The following is a 15,544-nucleotide window of genomic DNA, read 5'->3' as shown; positions in this document are numbered from 1 at the left end:
CAAAAGCATAAAGCCCTTGCTGCGCGGGATAACAAATTGATCGCTCAACCTGTTTCCTGAAATTTCAAGGAAAAAACTTGTTTTTTGACACAGTACCTATGAGTAGTTGCGTGGGTTAGCACTTAACTTTGCAAGTACACACCAAACTGAAAATCCGCGAGGATTTTCAGAAGTAGGCGAGAACAAGCAATTACTTATAGCCATTGTTGGCTGTCAGGCTTTATTTACTTTTACCTTTAAATTCAGTTTCAAGAAATTTTTGTTTCCATTCTCCATTTTCATAAACTCCTACAATGAAGTCGTATGTTTTTTCATCTTTATAAATCCACATTTCCGTAACAAATGTTCCTCCGTAATCATACATGTATTTCAAGTTTTTTTCTTCGCTCTCCACAGTTCCTTCTGTTAGATTGCCAAAAACATCGAACTCCCAAAACCTTATTTTTTTTAATTTCTCGTCATATTGTCTGATTCCGTGATTTCTTAAACCGAACTCAGTTTGTTCTTTATTCGTGAATCCCAAGGATTCAACTATAACTATTTTGTTGTCTAATGAAAATTTCAAACTTATCTCTTGTTTGAATTTGCTTCCATCTCCCCAAGTTCCTTCTGCTTTCCAAGTGTAATTTTCCAATGATTTAAAAATTGTCAAAGAATTATCTTGTGCCATTAATACAACTGGCATAAGAAAAAGTAAAAGGATTAAATTTTTCATAATGTTCTTTCAATTGTTTCAGCTTGCAGCCAACGGTCATGTGTATGATTAGTTGCGGACTTTTCCAACGGAAAATGTCCGCCTGACTATAAAGATAATTGATTGCAGGAAATTCACTTGTTGAATTTCCGACCGCAATTAATTATACACTGTGTTGTGTGCTGTATTTTCTAGTCCAAGATATGCTCAAACTTCAGTTCGTTTTTTGATTTCGAAATGCTGACAATCTTGTAGGTTGGTGTATATCCCTGTCCATTCGGATAAAATATTTCCTTTCGGTACTCTCTTTCCGTCTGATAATTTACTTTCAATGTGTCTCCCTCATACCTATTTTCCGCCTCACTTGGCAGATATCTATATTCCTGAATTGAATCGGTGTAATCGGTTGAAGATTTTATTTGGTCAATTAACCTCTCCTTGTCCTTTCCACTAATTTCAAGACTAAAAGTGTGATAATAGTCCATAAGTCCACCATCTTCATTAGATAAAATTTTAAATCCGTCCACGAGTTCAATGTCCATTTCCGCCAAATTTTTTCTCGCATCCGATTTAAAGAATAAATAGTCATCGAAAATATATGCTAGTATTAAAAGCACAAATCCGGTGGCTAAAATTCCAGCGATGACTTTTCCTAGTTTTTTGTTACCACGTCTTTTTGGAATCCAATAACCCAGCCAAACAATTCCAGCCATTATTAGTAAAACGACAATCAATATGAGGATATAGAAGAAGAAAATGTCCATTCAGAAATTTCGGCGTTGTCAATATAGCACACAACGCAGGGCTATGTGAAGTCGTGCGTTTGGATTTTTGTTTGTCGTACCGAAAGGTACGTAAAAAGGAAAAATACAAGTGAGCACACCAGATTGCATATAGCTGTTGATCTGTACAGTTTTCCTCGATGGCGCCTGAAGGTGATAAAAATATGATGGTCCCTTATCCTACGGCCCTTGCAATCTGACATGGCCCTGCGATGATGCACGTTTCCCAAAGGGCGGGAATTGGAGCCTGGCGACAATGAAGCGATTTGGGTTCACCTTTAGGTGAATTGTGCATCATCGGCTGGCGGGTATGTACAGTTTTTGCAGGGCGGTGGCATTAAAGCTTGCTTTGAATGACAGGGAGCCCGAAAAAGCTGTCAAAGAAAAAAGCCCACAATTGCAAAGGGTTTTAGCCCTGCAGAAATTGTATATAACCGCTGATGTCTGCAGTACTTTTTCATACAAAACGAGATAATAATAACGAATTGGTAAATACAAAACTTTATATTATGAAATTTTTTAAATCAGATGAACAGGAAATAAGATTTTACATTGTTGTTATGATAGTGTCATTATCCATTCAATTAATTCTTTCAATCCTAAAATAGCAGCTGTTAAAGCTCCAAACCTTGCAATCCATTTAGTTTTTGGGTATTCTTTAAGCATTTGTTTGGCAAGTTGATACTCGACTATTTTTTTGTCTTTTTCTATGCCATCTAAGAGTGTTGTTTCTACCTCTCTAATACGTTCTTTTTCTTTGTGATTTGCCCAGCCACCGTTTTCGATTATTTCAATACCTAAATCGGTTAACCTGTAGGTGGAATCGCTTTCGTACTTTATTATTCCTTTGTCCGCTAAAAAAACAATTGTTTTAGTGTATTTAAAAAAGTCATCCTCGTTCTCAAAATTGTGATGACTTTGAAGAGTATGAAATGATGTTCTGTTTATGTTGTTAAGAAACTTAATTATTTCTTCATCCATAATAAAATATTTTAGTCGCCATCGCAGATGGTGCAAGGGCTTTTTTCTTTGAGTACCCGCCAGCCGATGTCGGCAACTACAAAACAGGAGAAACGTCAGTTTCGTTTTGTATGCGAGACCTCGTAACCGACTTGAAAAATTTTAGCGAAGCGAGGCAGAAATTTTTCAACAAAGGTTGAGGTTGAGGTATTGCCGACATCACGTAAATATATACAACTTTCTTTTAGTGAGTTAAAAACCCATTTTTTTGAAAGTATCACAAAATCAGGTGTTTATTAAATTTTAGTATTTGGCAATCTGTATATCAAATTATTATATTAGCAATTCTGATATACAAATTACCTAATATGAATTTTTCAAAATATTCTTTCAAACCCGACATTCATCGAGATAAAAGAATAATTCTTATCAAGTTTAAATATAACAAATTACTCCAAGAACAATTGCGCCAAAGGTTTCCGTCAGCAAGGTGGAGCAAGACTAAAAAAGCTTGGTATCTACCCGATTTACCCGTGATTCGAAGGGAGTTGAATATCGACCAAAAAAATAGTATTACAATAAAATCGGACAACATCAATATTGTAAATCGAGAGGCGTACATTCGATTACATGAACACTTACAATTAAAAGGGTATAGTCAAAACACGGTTCGCATCTATTTGGCTGAATTCAATCATCTGTTGAGTCTTTTAAAAAATTACCCGGTAGACAAGCTCGACGCTAAAAAGTTAAAAGACTATTTCTTGTACTGTTTAAAAACAGAGGGTATGGGAGAACGAAAAATAAACGGAAAAATAAATGCTATCAAGTGTTATTTTGAACAGGTTATACACCGTCCGAAAATGTTTTTCGATATTCCCCGGCCAAAGAAACCCTTGACACTGCCCAAAATGTTGGATAAATCAGAGGTGAAAAAAATATTGCAGGTTACAAAAAACCAAAAACATGCAATGGCACTGCAACTCTGTTATGGCATGGGCCTAAGAGTGTCAGAAGTGGTAAACCTAAAGGTCGAAGATATCGATAGCCAGCGAATGGTAGTGCATATAACCTCGGCCAAAGGAAAAAAAGACAGGTATGTGCCCTTGCCGGCCAGCGTACTGCCCAAACTCAGAGAATATTATTTAAAGTATAGACCCAAAGATTACCTATTAGAGGGGCAATATGGTGGGCGCTATTCCATAGGTAGTGTTCAACAAGTGTTTAAGACGGCGATGAAGAAGGCGGGTGTAAATAAACGAATAGGGGTTCATGGCCTACGGCACAGTTATGCGACTCACTTGCTAAAGGCAGGCGCCGATATGCGTTTTATTCAAGAGCTTTTAGGCCACAATAGTATTAAGACTACACAGGTTTATACCAAGGTAACCCCCAGAAGCTTGTCTAATATAAAGAGTCCGATAGACTCTTTATAAAGTATGTTGAATGAGTTGGGCAAAATTGTAACTGGCAAATTCTAAATTGGCAAAACTTTTTTTCATAGCCTGCTCTAAGGTCGAAATTCCCTTTATTATCGATGCTGCATAAACTATGCCCAGTTCGTTTTGTTGCGCTTGGGTGATGGCTACCGAACCGCAGAAAGCCGCCACCGGTATACCGTGTTTCGCTGCAGAGCTAACAACGCCATCTATTGTCTTTCCCGATAGGGTCTGCCCGTCGAGCTGCCCTTCACCGGTGATGATCCAATCGGCCCCCTCGATAACCTGATCAAAGTTGGCCAACTTTTTGACCAGTTCGATACCCGATTCCAATTCAGCATTCAAAAAAACCATCGCTCCGCCACCGATTCCACCAGCGGCCCCAGCACCTTTAATAGTTTGTAGGTCTGTTTTGTAAATTTCCTTGATCAGCTTCGAAAAATTTTGCAGGCCCTTGTCCAAATGAACAATATCTTCTGGTGAGGCTCCTTTTTGGGCACCATATACTTTGGCGGCTCCGTCATCCCCATAAAACACATTGGTAACATCACAGGCTATTTTAATAGCCGCTTTGGCGATTAGCGGATTCATCTTTGAGCTGTCTATGCTCTTGACCTTTATGAGATTACTTCCTACGGGCGATAACTCTTGGCCATTCGCATCTAAAAAACGGTATCCTAAGGCCGCGGCCATTCCCAGGCCACCATCGTTGGTAGCGCTTCCTCCTATGCCTAAAATAATTTCCCGTGCTCCGATATCCAATGCATCGGCAATAAGCTGCCCGGTACCAAAAGTTGTAGTGCGCATGCAATCACGTTCGCCACTAGATAGAAGTTTAAGGCCTGAAATTTCGGCCATTTCAATATAGGCGACCTTATTCTGCTCAGAAAAGAGGTATGAGGTTTCCAGGGGCCTGAATAGTGGGTCTTGGGCAGTTAGGGTAATGATTTCACCTTTAATATAATGTCGAACCACTTCCATCGTACCATCACCACCGTCGGCCAATGGCATTTTAATGATTTCTGCAGTATCGAGTACCGAATGTATACCATTGGCCACTGCATCGCAGAATTCAAAACCGGTCAACGAATCTTTAAACTTATCTGGGGCAACTATGAATTTCATCAAATTAGAGGTGTTCTGTGGTTAGTTTACTAGGTAAATATCGACCTGTTTAACTATTTTTTCTACGTTGAAATGCCAAAATTAAGCGTTCAACTACCAATTTTAACATAATTTAAGTGAAATTAGGCTTAAACCTATGAATTTTTATTAAGTACCAGTGAGCAGGTTTTAGTGAACTTTGTCGTCAGATATTAACCCCTAATCGAATTATTATGAAAAATTCGCTAACCTACAATGTGTTTTTCGCATTAGCAATTACCTGTTGCTTCAGTACGGCAACAGCACAGTACTCTACCAAATCAAATACTGTGGCCGACCGTCAAATCGAGAGAAAGATGGAACACTACAGAATTTTGAAGGATCAAGGCTACACAGACCAAGAGATTTTTGAAGACTTGGGCAATGCCAACTTTCTAAATGAGAATTATACGGCTGCCTCTTTTTGGTACGGGCAGTTGAAAGAATCTAAAAAGGGCGAGCCCCTGAGTAAGAGTTATCAAAAACGATACGACTTCGCCTTAAAGAAGTCGAACCAAACAGCTGATACGGCTTCGTTAGAAAGCAACGATTGGCTGGCCGAAGTTAAAAGTGACTATCAGATCAAAAAGAGAACAGTCGAAACTTTTCTAGATAGGCCGATTTCAGAACGATATAGAGAGCTTGATTTTCAGAGCTCGAACGGGTCTTTTGTGGTCGACGATCAAAAAGTGGCCGAACAAGGTCTTAAATCGATTATCGGAGATGATATCGACAAGAACCACCCCTATAAAATGCCTGTGGCGGTTACACCTGACGGAAACACGGCTTTCTTCAGCAAAACCGTAAGCGAGAAACCCTTGTATGGGTTATTTTCTAAAAAAGAGCAAATACACAAAATTTACCGTGCCGAACGAGTAAACGGAAAATGGACGAATATAGAAGAGGTTGCAGCTGCACCAAACCATTCATCGGCCAAACATCCGGCTATTTCCGCCGACGGTAGACGTTTGTTTTTTGCCTCTAATATGCCTGGCAGTTTCGGTGAGTTCGATATCTATGTATCAGAGATATTGAGCGATGGTAGCTTGGGCGTTGCCAAGAACCTAGGTAAAAAGGTAAATACCGAAAAGAACGACCTATACCCGAACGTAGTGGGTAACAAGACTTTGTTTTTCGCTTCTGAAGGAAGAAGGGGTTATGGTGGTCTTGACGTATATATGACCCAAGTTGATAATAGAAAAGTAGATTTAGCTATGAACCTGGGTAGCGAAATCAATAGCGACGATGATGATTTTGCCATTGCGTTCACCAGTCAGAGCGGTAAGGCCTATGTTATGTCGAATCGTGGCAAGAATAAAGGTGGTGTTGAACGTATAGCGTTCACATACGCTGATCAAGAAGAACCTTCGTACGATAAGAACGAATATAAATTGATGGAGGCTTTGAATTCAGAAAGCCAAATTCGATATACCTCTTCAATGTTTGAAGATGAATAAGCAAATGGGTCAATAGAGTAGGTCGTTCGGTTACCACCTGCGGCCTACATATTAAACTATGACCATTTGTAGGGCCTTGAACGCCCACCCCTTTAAATCCCAAATACTACTACCATGAGCTACAATAGTAATACTACCAAAAGATTTGGCCTACTTTTTTTGTTCTGTGCCATGTTGGGCTTTCAGATGAGCTACGGCCAAGAAGCACCGATTACCGAAATCAATTCAAAAAGCACCTATCACAACCAATTGTTTTATAATCGCTTTTTGATCAACCCGACCTTTTCGTTGGTGAGAGAAAACAAGTCATATATCAATATTCTGCATAGAAATCAATATGCAACTTTTGAAGATAACGATCAGAACTACTTTCTAGGCTTCAGTAATAAGCTGAACGAGAGTACCGCCTTGGGTATTAGTGTATATAGTCAATGGTCTGGTGTAGTTCAAGAGTTCGGTTTTAACGCCAACTATGCCACAGCGGTAAAGTTAGGTGATAAGAACAAGCTTACTTTTGGTACTAATCTTACCTATTATAATGAAGGGTTGGATCGCAATCGAATTGTAGCTGTGGAAAATGATAATAAAATACTTGACTCGAAAAAAGAAAGTAAAGTGGCAATTCAGCCAGGGGTAACCCTTTCATTGGGTAGTTTTGATTTTGGTCTATATGCGACCGATCTATTCAAATACAATCAGACCGCCAATACCTTTTTGACCAATATGAGTACGAAGAGTGTTAAGGCTTCTGTACAGTACAGTCACCAGTTTATGGCCAATCGCGGTATTTTTGCCGACGCAAGGTTGATGCCAATGGTACAAGTGGGCCAAAACGAAGATGGTAGTTTAGATTATGTGGGCTCTATGGTACTAGACCTACCGACCTTCGGCTGGTTTCAGGCAAATTATGATGATACCTATGGGCTGAGCACCGGTCTAGGGTTCAACTTGAGCAAAAGAATGTCTATTGGGTACCTATTGGAGAAAGACTTGAATCAAGACGATGCCGATTTAGGGTGGAACCATGAAGTTTCATTGGCCTATAATTTTCAAGACCATGGCTCAAAGGTCAATAGCCTGGTAGATGCTTCGAACGATGCACAGATAGATCGTATCGTTAGAAACTACGAAGAGCAGATATTGAGGTTGACCGCCGAGAACGAAAAGGCAATGAACAAAGAAAGAAAATCATTTAAAAAACAAGCGATAGAAGCAAATTCGGCCCTAGATGATCCTAATTCTTTGGCGTACGAGAACCGTTTGATACTAGATGAGATGATTTTAAGACAAGATTCTATCGATGCCGCCAGGGATGCTGCTTTTCAATCACGCTTAGAGAGTTTGGTAGATGTATTAAAGCAAGAAATACGTCAGTCTAAAGAAGCCGACGCTGAAATTAAGAAAGAGAAGACACCTAAGTTCAATACCGGCTTGGCCGAGAACGGTACAACAAAGACTGCAATCGCTAAAAAAGAGCTGGCCGTTGTTGAAGAAAGCCCTAAAGTTTCAGATAAAGAGGATGCTAACATAAGCTTGACTGCGGATGTCGACAACCAAGTAGCGGATGCGACCGTAGATAACGAAATACACAAATCAGTAGACACATTCTTCAACAAGAGAGAAGAGGCCATACAACGTCAAAGAGAGCACCGTGTGGCACAGGCGGAAGCTAAACCGGTGACCGGAAGCAACAACGATGTCTCAAAGATAAAAGAAGAAGTGAATCTGCCTATTCGAGTGCTGAACCAGGCCAATATCGTGGGAGCTCAATCAGGCTATTTCGTAATTGCAAATGTGTATAGCAACAAAAAATATATGAACGCCTTTATGGAGAGCTTGAAAAAGAAAGGTCTTAAAGCAGGGCAGTTCTATAACAAAGAAAACGGATTATACTACGTCTACTTGGCAGACTATAGCTTCAAACAAGATGCAAAAGATGCATATGTAACCAACTTAGATGGTAAGTACCAAGATGAAAAATGGATCATGCAGGTAGATGATCATTCTGCAATCGTTGATAATATGTACAACGACTATTAAAATATTAACTTATGGTTAGTGGGACCTGATTTTTTTGGTAGAAAATTAGGCAAAACAGCAGGGGAGGCCCTGCTGTTTTTTTTGTTTTTAGCCCTTTCAAACTAAAATTTCGTAGGTAATCATCAGGTTAAAACTGCTAAAAAAAGATATCGATTAAATACAAAAATGCCGATTAAATGCATTAAAATTGGGCTGTTTGGTGTAGTTTGACGAAAATGGGACGCAATAAAAGAGACGTGAAATAAAAATTATTATGTTTACTGAACCAAATCGAATTAACCTATTTATGAATCCCCAAAATCCCATGACCATGAATCATTTCCTACATCAATTCCGTAAAAGACGTGGCTGTAAAAACTCTAAAAAGAGTTTACATTATCTCAACTTCTGAGAAATAAAAAATTAAGCGTCATTTTGATTTTGATACACATCGGTATCGATATCTAAAAATTCACCCAGCGTAAAAGAATAACTGTTGCTTTTTTTGAGCAAAGACTTTCGGGAGTACCCTCCCTAGTGCCGTCTATGCCCTTAAGCAGAGTTTAATTGTGATACTTCTAGACCTAACCATCTAAGAAGAAGCACCTTTCTACGCCAAATTTTAAATAATTGCTTACCGGCAATACGATTAAAAACAAAAATTCAGTCCCAAATTTAACCTAGATATATTTCTGACAATTAAGTGGTTAGAAAATATATCGTTAATACCCACTACCATGAATACCACGTTACCAAAGATTATTGTGATCGATAATGATCGATTTTTACACGAGGCTTACCAAAAGTATTTTGAATCGTATCTCGAATATTCCCTTGGTGGAATTTACAGTACTATTTCTGAAGCTGTAGCCGAATTTGATGAAGTTAAGCCCGACATTATTTTTTCTGAAGTTGAATTGCCCGATACTTCTGGTATTGAGGGCATTCAGCTTTTCAGAAAAAAAGACCCCAACGTCAAAATTATCATGCTCAGTGAGAATAAAGAATATGAGCTGGTAAAAAAAGCGTTCAAGAAAACGGCCAATGGCTACCTTTCAAAACCGATTAACGAGCGAAAATTGTACAATGCCTTAGACTCCATCAAGAATGAAGGATCCACTATGAGCAATGATATCGTGAGTCAGATTATTTCAAAATTCCAACGAAAATCGAACGATTATTTTTCAGAAAGAGAAAATCAGGTCATCGAATACCTTTGCCAAGGGGCTACGTACAAGACTATTGCTGAGAAATTGTTCGTAACGGCAAGTGCCATTAATTTTCACATTCAAAACATCTATTTAAAGCTGAACGTGAATTCTAAATCAGAAGCATTGAGAAAGTTGCAAGAAATGGAAATTTCGCGTGCATTGATATAATATTAAAATATGATTTGGCTGGGCTTCACGAGGTGAAGACCTTACTCCTGTAAAGAGACCGTCAGTACTGGCGGTCTCTTTCTTATTTAATAGGGTCGATTTGCTAAAGCTTAAGCCCCCATTGCTTAGCTAAGAAATAAATTCGGGTTATTTTTGTTTCCCTACAATTAAAACCATCCTTTTCTAGGAAATTGGTTTTGGTTAGGTTTTCAAATTGACAGTAAGAATTGATCATGGCGAATACGATTAAGAACTTAGAATGGCGGTATGCAGTTAAGAAATTTGATGCTGACCGATTGCTTCCCGATGAAAAAATAGGGTGTTTAAAAAAGGCCTTTAACTTAACGGCAACTTCTTACGGTCTTCAGCCGATTACATTGTTGGTCATCCAAAATAAAGAAATTCAAGCACGCTTAGTACCGCATTCGTATCAACAAAAACAGGTGGCCCAAGCTTCTCATTTGTTGGTAATATGTACCCAGATCGCAATTGACGAAAAGTACATTCAAAAATATTTTGAACAGGTGAAGAGGGTGAGGGGCACTGCCGATGAAATACTAGACCCTTTTAAAAAGGCACTGATAAGTGATTTTTCAGTAAAAAAATTAGAAGAAGTACAGATTTGGACTAAAAATCAAGCCTATTTGGCCCTGGGAAATCTATTGGCCGTCTGCGCTATGGAAAAGATTGATTCTTGCCCCATGGAAGGTTTTATTCCTTCAGCTTATGATGAGGTGTTAAATTTAGCAGATATGGGGTTGACCTCTGCACTCGTCTTACCGGTGGGGTATCGTGCTGGGGACGATATGTTTTCGGAACTGAAAAAAGTGCGTAAGAATTTAGAAGACAGTATAATAGAATTCAACTAATAAACTCAAATAGAATACATGCCAGGATTCGAGCTTTTCGGGGATCGAGAGAGAGCCCAAGTACAAGATGTGATGGATTCCGGAGTGCTGATGCGCTACGGTTTTGACGGAATGAGAAATGGTCATTACAAGGCCTTGGAACTTGAAAAGGTCTTGGCCGAGAAAATGCAGGTCAAACATGCCCAATTGGTCAGTAGTGGTACGGCTGCCCTGACCGTTGCTTTGGCTAGTGCCGGTATTGGGGCAGGCGACGAGGTAATCATGCCCACATTTACTTTTGTCGCAAGTTTTGAATCGATTTTAGCGTTAGGCGCCATTCCCGTTTTGGTAGATGTAGATGACACTTTGACCTTGAGCCCAGAAGCAGTGGAAAAGGCAATTACCCAGCGTACAAAAGTAGTGATGCCCGTACATATGTGCGGTTCTATGGCCGATTTGAAAAAGTTAAAAACAATTTGTGACAAGCATGATCTATTGCTTTTTGAGGATGCATGCCAAGCCATCGGAGGCACTTTTGAAGGTAAACCGTTAGGCAGCTATGGTGACTTAGGTTGTTTTTCTTTTGATTATGTAAAAACGGTTACATGCGGTGAAGGCGGTGCGGTAATAACGAACAACGACCAATTCAAGTTGAATGCCGACCATTATTCAGATCATGGTCATGATCATGTGGGTAATGATAGGGGGGCGGAGACCCATCCGTTTATGGGGTATAATTTTCGAATATCCGAATTGCATGCCGCGGTCGGTCTGGCCCAAATTCAGCGATTGGATGAATTTCTATCGATTCAGAAAAGAAATTATATGATTATCAGGGAAGCATTAGCTTCCATCGAAGGATTGACATTTAGAAAAGTTCCTGACGGCGGAGTTGAGAGCTATGCTTTTTTGAGTTTCTTTTTACCGGATAGTGAAACGGCCAAGAGGGTACATGGGGCACTGGGTACAGCTGGCGTAGACGCTTGTTTTTACTGGTTTGACAATAATTGGCACTATTATCGTAAGTGGGAGCATTTATCGGCTAAAAAGTCACTTCCTAAAGTGTCATGGGAGGTCAATGAGCTTTTACGTGACTATTCGACCGTTGATTTTTCACAGTCAGACCATTGGGTGGGCCGTAATATTTCGTGTTTGATCAAATTGGGTTGGGCAGAAGATGAGGTTAGGGCTAGGGCCGATAAAATGGTAGCGGTTATTTCGAAATCCATCTAAAATAAATCAAACCCTAACCGACTTGATTTAATTATTTATATTTATTTCCGAATTAGTAATAGAACTTAAACAAACTATAAAATGAAACTGATTAAACTACCGATTCTTCTAATGACCTTTGTTTTCGCGGCTCAAATACAAGCACAAACAAAGTATACAAGTGTTCCTCCTGAAGAATCTCCAATGCCCATGAAACCTGAAATGACCGAAATTTGGGAACCCGAGGTCGAAGTAGTAACGCCGGCCAAGAAATTGGGCGACGCCCCTTCCGATGCCATTATTTTATTTGATGGTTCAACTTTAGACCAATGGGTAAGCCAAAAGGATCCCTCAAAACCGGCCCCATGGAAAATTGTTGATAATGACCATATGGAGGTGGTACCAGGTTCAGGTGGGATCAGTACAAAAATGAAGTTTGGCGATTGCCAGCTTCATGTAGAATTCAGCGCACCTGATAAGGTCGAGAGCGAAAGTCAGGGTAGAGGTAATAGTGGTGTATTTCTTCAAAACCGCTATGAGCTACAAGTTTTAGACTCGTACAATAACCGAACCTATCGAAATGGGCAGGCAGGTAGTATTTATAAAGACCATGCACCATTGGTGAATGCTATGAGAGGTCCGTTAGAATGGAATACCTATGACGTTATCTATAGAGCGCCTCGTTTTAAGGAAAATGGGGAAATCGATACCAAAGCGACCATTACCGTTTTGCATAATGGCGTCCTGGTTCAAAATAATGTAGCTATAAACGGAACCACTTTCTATATCGGACTTCATAACTACCCAGAAGCTCATGGTGATGATGTGATTTCGCTTCAGGATCATGGTAATAAGACCCAGTTTAGAAATATTTGGTTGAGAAAGCTTTAAGGTTTACCTACTTAGGCACACGAACCAAAAAAAAGGTGCAAGTTCTAAACTTGCACCTTTTTTTTATTTCCTGTATTTATAAACCAAGGTATTTAATATCCCACGTATTCGACAATTTCGAGTCCGTAACCTACGATACCCACACGCTTGGTTTCCGGTGAATTGGAAAGTACCTTCATCTTCACAATTCCTAAATCATGAAGTATTTGAGCTCCGATACCGAAGTCCTTAGAATCCATATCAATTTTTGGAGCTTTGTAAACTCCCTGTCTTTGTAGCTCTTTAAGCTCTGACAATCGTGCCAATAGATTCAAAGCTTTGGGGTTCTGGTTAATGAAAACGATGGCCCCTTTTTCTTCTTTATTAATGGCGTTGAACATATCTTCTAACTTTGCATCGACATTGTTCGTTAGCGTACCTAAAATATCATTGTTGACCATAGTCGAGTTGATGCGAGTCAATACTTTTTCATCTTTGTTCCAAGTTCCCTTGGTTAAGGCTAAATGTACATGGTCATTGGTAGTTTGTTGATAGGCGCGTAATCTGAAATTGCCAAAACGTGTGGTTATCTCAAAATCTTCTTTTTTGATAATAAGACTATCATGATCCATGCGATAGGCGACCAAGTCTTCAATTGAAACAATCTTTAGGTCAAACTTTTTCGCAACCTCATAGAGTTCTGGTAGGCGTGCCATAGAACCATCGTCGTTCATAATCTCTACGATAATACCGGCCGGTTTTAAACCCGCTAGGCGCGCAAAATCTATGGCGGCCTCGGTGTGCCCCGTTCTGCGTAAAACGCCACCTTCTTTGGCAATCAATGGAAAAATATGACCCGGCCGTGCCAAATCATGGGGTTTCGTTGCAGGGTCGACCAATGAACGAACCGTTTTTGACCTGTCCGAAGCGGAAATCCCCGTGGTGACTCCCTTGCCCCTTAAATCTACCGATACGGTAAAAGCCGTTTCCAAGGGGTCTGTGTTGTTGGTGACCATCATGTGAAGCCCAAGTTGTTTGCATCGACCTTCGGTCAACGGGGCACAAATCAATCCTTTACCATGAGTAGCCATAAAATTTACGGTCTCAGGTGTGGCCAGTTCCGCTGCGGCCAAAAAATCTCCTTCATTCTCACGGTTCTCATCATCGACCACTATAATGACCTTGCCGTTCTTTATGTCTTCTATAGCTTCTTCAATTGTGTTCAATTGAATTGTATTGTCAGTATCGGTAACTTTCATTCCTCTGATTTAGCCTTTTTTATAAAGAGTCTCTTTATTTTATCTATTCCGTTGCCAAAGCTCATCATACCTCTGTCAGCCGTAGCGCGTTGGGTCAAATAGACCCCCAAAGGTAACATTATCATTGAAGAAACCCATGCCCCGACAATAGGGTGAATATTGCCTTTATAGGAATAATTCTCGGCGAAAACCCCTATAAAGTAATAGGCCAAAAATAGTAAGATGGCGATTACCATAGGCAGGCCTATACCGCCTTTTCTAATAATTGCGCCTAATGGGGCACCTACGAAAAATAGAATTATGCATGAAAGTGCCAGGGCATATTTGTCGTGTAGAGAAAATATGTGCCTTCTGTGTATTTCATAGCGCTTGTCTAGTTCGTTCTTTTTACCATCGACCGAGGTCATAATGTTCGATACTGAATTTTTCGCCGCATTAATGATTTGACCTTGTTGGTAGTCTTTAAACAGCTCCATAATATCACCCGTAAAAGGTTCGGCAATTTTCGCTTCGGTATTTGAGTTTAAAGAATTACCTTCAGTAGTGTCAAGAACAGTATTTTCATCGATTACTTCTTTTGTAGATGGCACTACATGTGGTTTTTCTTCTGCTCTATTTGTAATGGATGAATCAATTTTCGGCAGTACCGCAAATGCTCCCATACGTTGAACGATATTCTTTGAAAAGGCGGTTACGATACGTTTATTGTCCTGCTCAATCGAGTCCATATCCTTTATAAGTCGAGACACGTTTTTCATCTTTTCCCGATTCGAAACATTCTCTTCTTCCAGGTCTTGGTCCATTTCCGGTACTTCGATATTCATTCTGTATATATCAAAATCAGATTTGGCAAAGGGGTATTTTCTTTTGGTGCTATTGTCTTTGTTTTCTACATCCCTGTAATAATGTCCATCTCTAAGAACCAATTGTATAAGCTCCGATTCTTCACTACTGATCAGTTCGCCCGTTTTAGCTTTGATTACTGTACTGTTGACATTGGCATCTGTTTTTTGGTGGATGATTACATTTTTCAAAAAACGGTCTTTTTCACCATATTTATCATCTACTTTTATGCTCATACCCTCAAAATCGCTAAAAACCCCTTTTTCAATAGCTGCGGCAGGCTTTACTTTAGCTATGTTCCGACGCATATTATAAATTTTTTGCTCGGATGCTGGTATTACATTATTGGCGAAATAAAAAGTAACTCCACCCAAAAGCACCATGAAAATTATCAAACTAAGCATAGAGCGCTGCAGCGATATACCCGAAGCTTTCATAGCAGCAAACTCGTAATTTTCAGCAAATGTTCCGAAAGTAAGAATAGAGGCCAAAAGCACGGTCAAAGGCAAAACTTTCTCTGTAAGGCTGGGCATCATATAGAAAAAGAACTTCCCTATAATCATGATATCTAGGCCTTTACCTGCGAAATCGTCAATGAATAGCCATATCGTTTGAAAGATGAATATGAACATCAGTATA

At 39.6% G+C, this 15,544-nt stretch carries 13 protein-coding genes; 7 read left to right on the top strand and 6 right to left on the bottom strand.

What is annotated here, in order from left to right; genetic code table 11:
- Positions 1-220 precede the first annotated feature (220 nt).
- The 3 genes from IV512_RS03620 to IV512_RS03610 form a co-directional block, all read right to left on the bottom strand.
- The gene (locus IV512_RS03620; protein ID WP_209400661.1) at positions 221-715 is read right to left on the bottom strand and encodes a hypothetical protein; all 495 of its coding nucleotides are present in this window, start codon (positions 713-715) and stop codon (positions 221-223) included.
- A 170-nt stretch (positions 716-885) separates the two neighbouring features.
- Positions 886-1,407: a hypothetical protein gene (locus IV512_RS03615; RefSeq protein ID WP_209400659.1), complete on the bottom strand. Its 522-nt coding sequence runs from the start codon at positions 1,405-1,407 to the stop codon at positions 886-888.
- 627 nt (positions 1,408-2,034) lie between these two features.
- A complete protein-coding gene (locus IV512_RS03610; RefSeq protein WP_209400657.1) occupies positions 2,035-2,457 on the bottom strand; it encodes a hypothetical protein in 423 nt (140 codons plus the stop codon).
- A gap of 347 nt (positions 2,458-2,804) precedes the next feature.
- Between IV512_RS03610 and IV512_RS03605 the strand changes: the two genes are divergently transcribed.
- The gene (locus IV512_RS03605) at positions 2,805-3,872 is read left to right on the top strand and encodes a tyrosine-type recombinase/integrase (protein ID WP_209400655.1); all 1,068 of its coding nucleotides are present in this window, start codon (positions 2,805-2,807) and stop codon (positions 3,870-3,872) included.
- On the opposite strand, the gene IV512_RS03600 is transcribed toward IV512_RS03605, so the two are convergent.
- On the bottom strand, positions 3,867-5,000 hold the full coding sequence (locus tag IV512_RS03600; RefSeq protein ID WP_209400653.1) for a glycerate kinase: 1,134 nt from the start codon (positions 4,998-5,000) through the stop codon (positions 3,867-3,869). The genes IV512_RS03605 and IV512_RS03600 overlap by 6 nt on opposite strands.
- 212 nt (positions 5,001-5,212) lie before the next feature.
- On the opposite strand from IV512_RS03600, the gene IV512_RS03595 reads away from it, so the two are divergent.
- The 6 genes from IV512_RS03595 (at position 5,213) to IV512_RS03570 (ending at position 12,824) form a co-directional block, all read left to right on the top strand.
- The gene (locus IV512_RS03595) at positions 5,213-6,475 is read left to right on the top strand and encodes a PD40 domain-containing protein (RefSeq protein WP_209400652.1); all 1,263 of its coding nucleotides are present in this window, start codon (positions 5,213-5,215) and stop codon (positions 6,473-6,475) included.
- 114 nt (positions 6,476-6,589) lie between these two features.
- On the top strand, positions 6,590-8,515 hold the full coding sequence (locus tag IV512_RS03590; RefSeq protein WP_209400651.1) for a PorP/SprF family type IX secretion system membrane protein: 1,926 nt from the start codon (positions 6,590-6,592) through the stop codon (positions 8,513-8,515).
- A 716-nt stretch (positions 8,516-9,231) separates the two neighbouring features.
- Positions 9,232-9,873 (top strand): response regulator transcription factor, encoded by a 642-nt coding sequence (locus IV512_RS03585; RefSeq protein WP_209400650.1) that lies wholly within the window; start codon positions 9,232-9,234, stop codon positions 9,871-9,873.
- Between the two features lie 233 nt (positions 9,874-10,106).
- Positions 10,107-10,742, top strand: a complete 636-nt coding sequence (locus IV512_RS03580; protein WP_209400649.1) for an NAD(P)H-dependent oxidoreductase — start codon at positions 10,107-10,109, stop codon at positions 10,740-10,742.
- An 18-nt stretch (positions 10,743-10,760) separates the two neighbouring features.
- Positions 10,761-11,954 (top strand): DegT/DnrJ/EryC1/StrS aminotransferase family protein, encoded by a 1,194-nt coding sequence (locus tag IV512_RS03575; RefSeq protein WP_209400648.1) that lies wholly within the window; start codon positions 10,761-10,763, stop codon positions 11,952-11,954.
- 81 nt (positions 11,955-12,035) lie between these two features.
- Positions 12,036-12,824, top strand: a complete 789-nt coding sequence (locus tag IV512_RS03570) for a DUF1080 domain-containing protein (protein ID WP_209400647.1) — start codon at positions 12,036-12,038, stop codon at positions 12,822-12,824.
- Positions 12,825-12,916: 92 nt separating this feature from the next.
- Here IV512_RS03570 and ribB read toward each other — a convergent pair whose 3' ends face one another.
- Together ribB and IV512_RS03560 are read right to left on the bottom strand one after the other, a co-directional pair.
- Complete coding sequence (gene ribB / locus IV512_RS03565; protein ID WP_209400645.1) at positions 12,917-14,062, bottom strand: 3,4-dihydroxy-2-butanone-4-phosphate synthase; 1,146 nt, start codon at positions 14,060-14,062, stop codon at positions 12,917-12,919.
- Complete coding sequence (locus IV512_RS03560; RefSeq protein WP_245224654.1) at positions 14,059-15,537, bottom strand: LptF/LptG family permease; 1,479 nt, start codon at positions 15,535-15,537, stop codon at positions 14,059-14,061. Before IV512_RS03560 ends, ribB begins: the two co-directional genes overlap by 4 nt.
- Positions 15,538-15,544: the final 7 nt, after the last annotated feature.

This window comes from Pseudozobellia sp. WGM2, from assembly GCF_017810075.1.
Classification (GTDB): Bacteria; Bacteroidota; Bacteroidia; order Flavobacteriales; family Flavobacteriaceae; genus JADNYK01.
This window is presented reverse-complemented; position numbering and strand designations above follow the sequence as displayed.

What these genes read in the sequence shown, in the direction of transcription:
- IV512_RS03620 (WP_209400661.1), bottom strand. Translation starts at nt 715, where the DNA reads ATGAAAAATTTAATCCTTTTACTTTTTCTTATGCCAGTTGTATTAATG.
- IV512_RS03615 (WP_209400659.1), bottom strand. Translation starts at nt 1,407, where the DNA reads ATGGCTGGAATTGTTTGGCTGGGTTATTGGATTCCAAAAAGACGTGGT.
- IV512_RS03610 (WP_209400657.1), bottom strand. Translation starts at nt 2,457, where the DNA reads ATGGATGAAGAAATAATTAAGTTTCTTAACAACATAAACAGAACATCA.
- IV512_RS03605 (WP_209400655.1), top strand. Translation starts at nt 2,805, where the DNA reads ATGAATTTTTCAAAATATTCTTTCAAACCCGACATTCATCGAGATAAA.
- IV512_RS03600 (WP_209400653.1), bottom strand. Translation starts at nt 5,000, where the DNA reads ATGAAATTCATAGTTGCCCCAGATAAGTTTAAAGATTCGTTGACCGGT.
- IV512_RS03595 (WP_209400652.1), top strand. Translation starts at nt 5,213, where the DNA reads ATGAAAAATTCGCTAACCTACAATGTGTTTTTCGCATTAGCAATTACC.
- IV512_RS03590 (WP_209400651.1), top strand. Translation starts at nt 6,590, where the DNA reads ATGAGCTACAATAGTAATACTACCAAAAGATTTGGCCTACTTTTTTTG.
- IV512_RS03585 (WP_209400650.1), top strand. Translation starts at nt 9,232, where the DNA reads ATGAATACCACGTTACCAAAGATTATTGTGATCGATAATGATCGATTT.
- IV512_RS03580 (WP_209400649.1), top strand. Translation starts at nt 10,107, where the DNA reads ATGGCGAATACGATTAAGAACTTAGAATGGCGGTATGCAGTTAAGAAA.
- IV512_RS03575 (WP_209400648.1), top strand. Translation starts at nt 10,761, where the DNA reads ATGCCAGGATTCGAGCTTTTCGGGGATCGAGAGAGAGCCCAAGTACAA.
- IV512_RS03570 (WP_209400647.1), top strand. Translation starts at nt 12,036, where the DNA reads ATGAAACTGATTAAACTACCGATTCTTCTAATGACCTTTGTTTTCGCG.
- ribB (WP_209400645.1), bottom strand. Translation starts at nt 14,062, where the DNA reads ATGAAAGTTACCGATACTGACAATACAATTCAATTGAACACAATTGAA.
- IV512_RS03560 (WP_245224654.1), bottom strand. Translation starts at nt 15,537, where the DNA reads ATGTTCATATTCATCTTTCAAACGATATGGCTATTCATTGACGATTTC.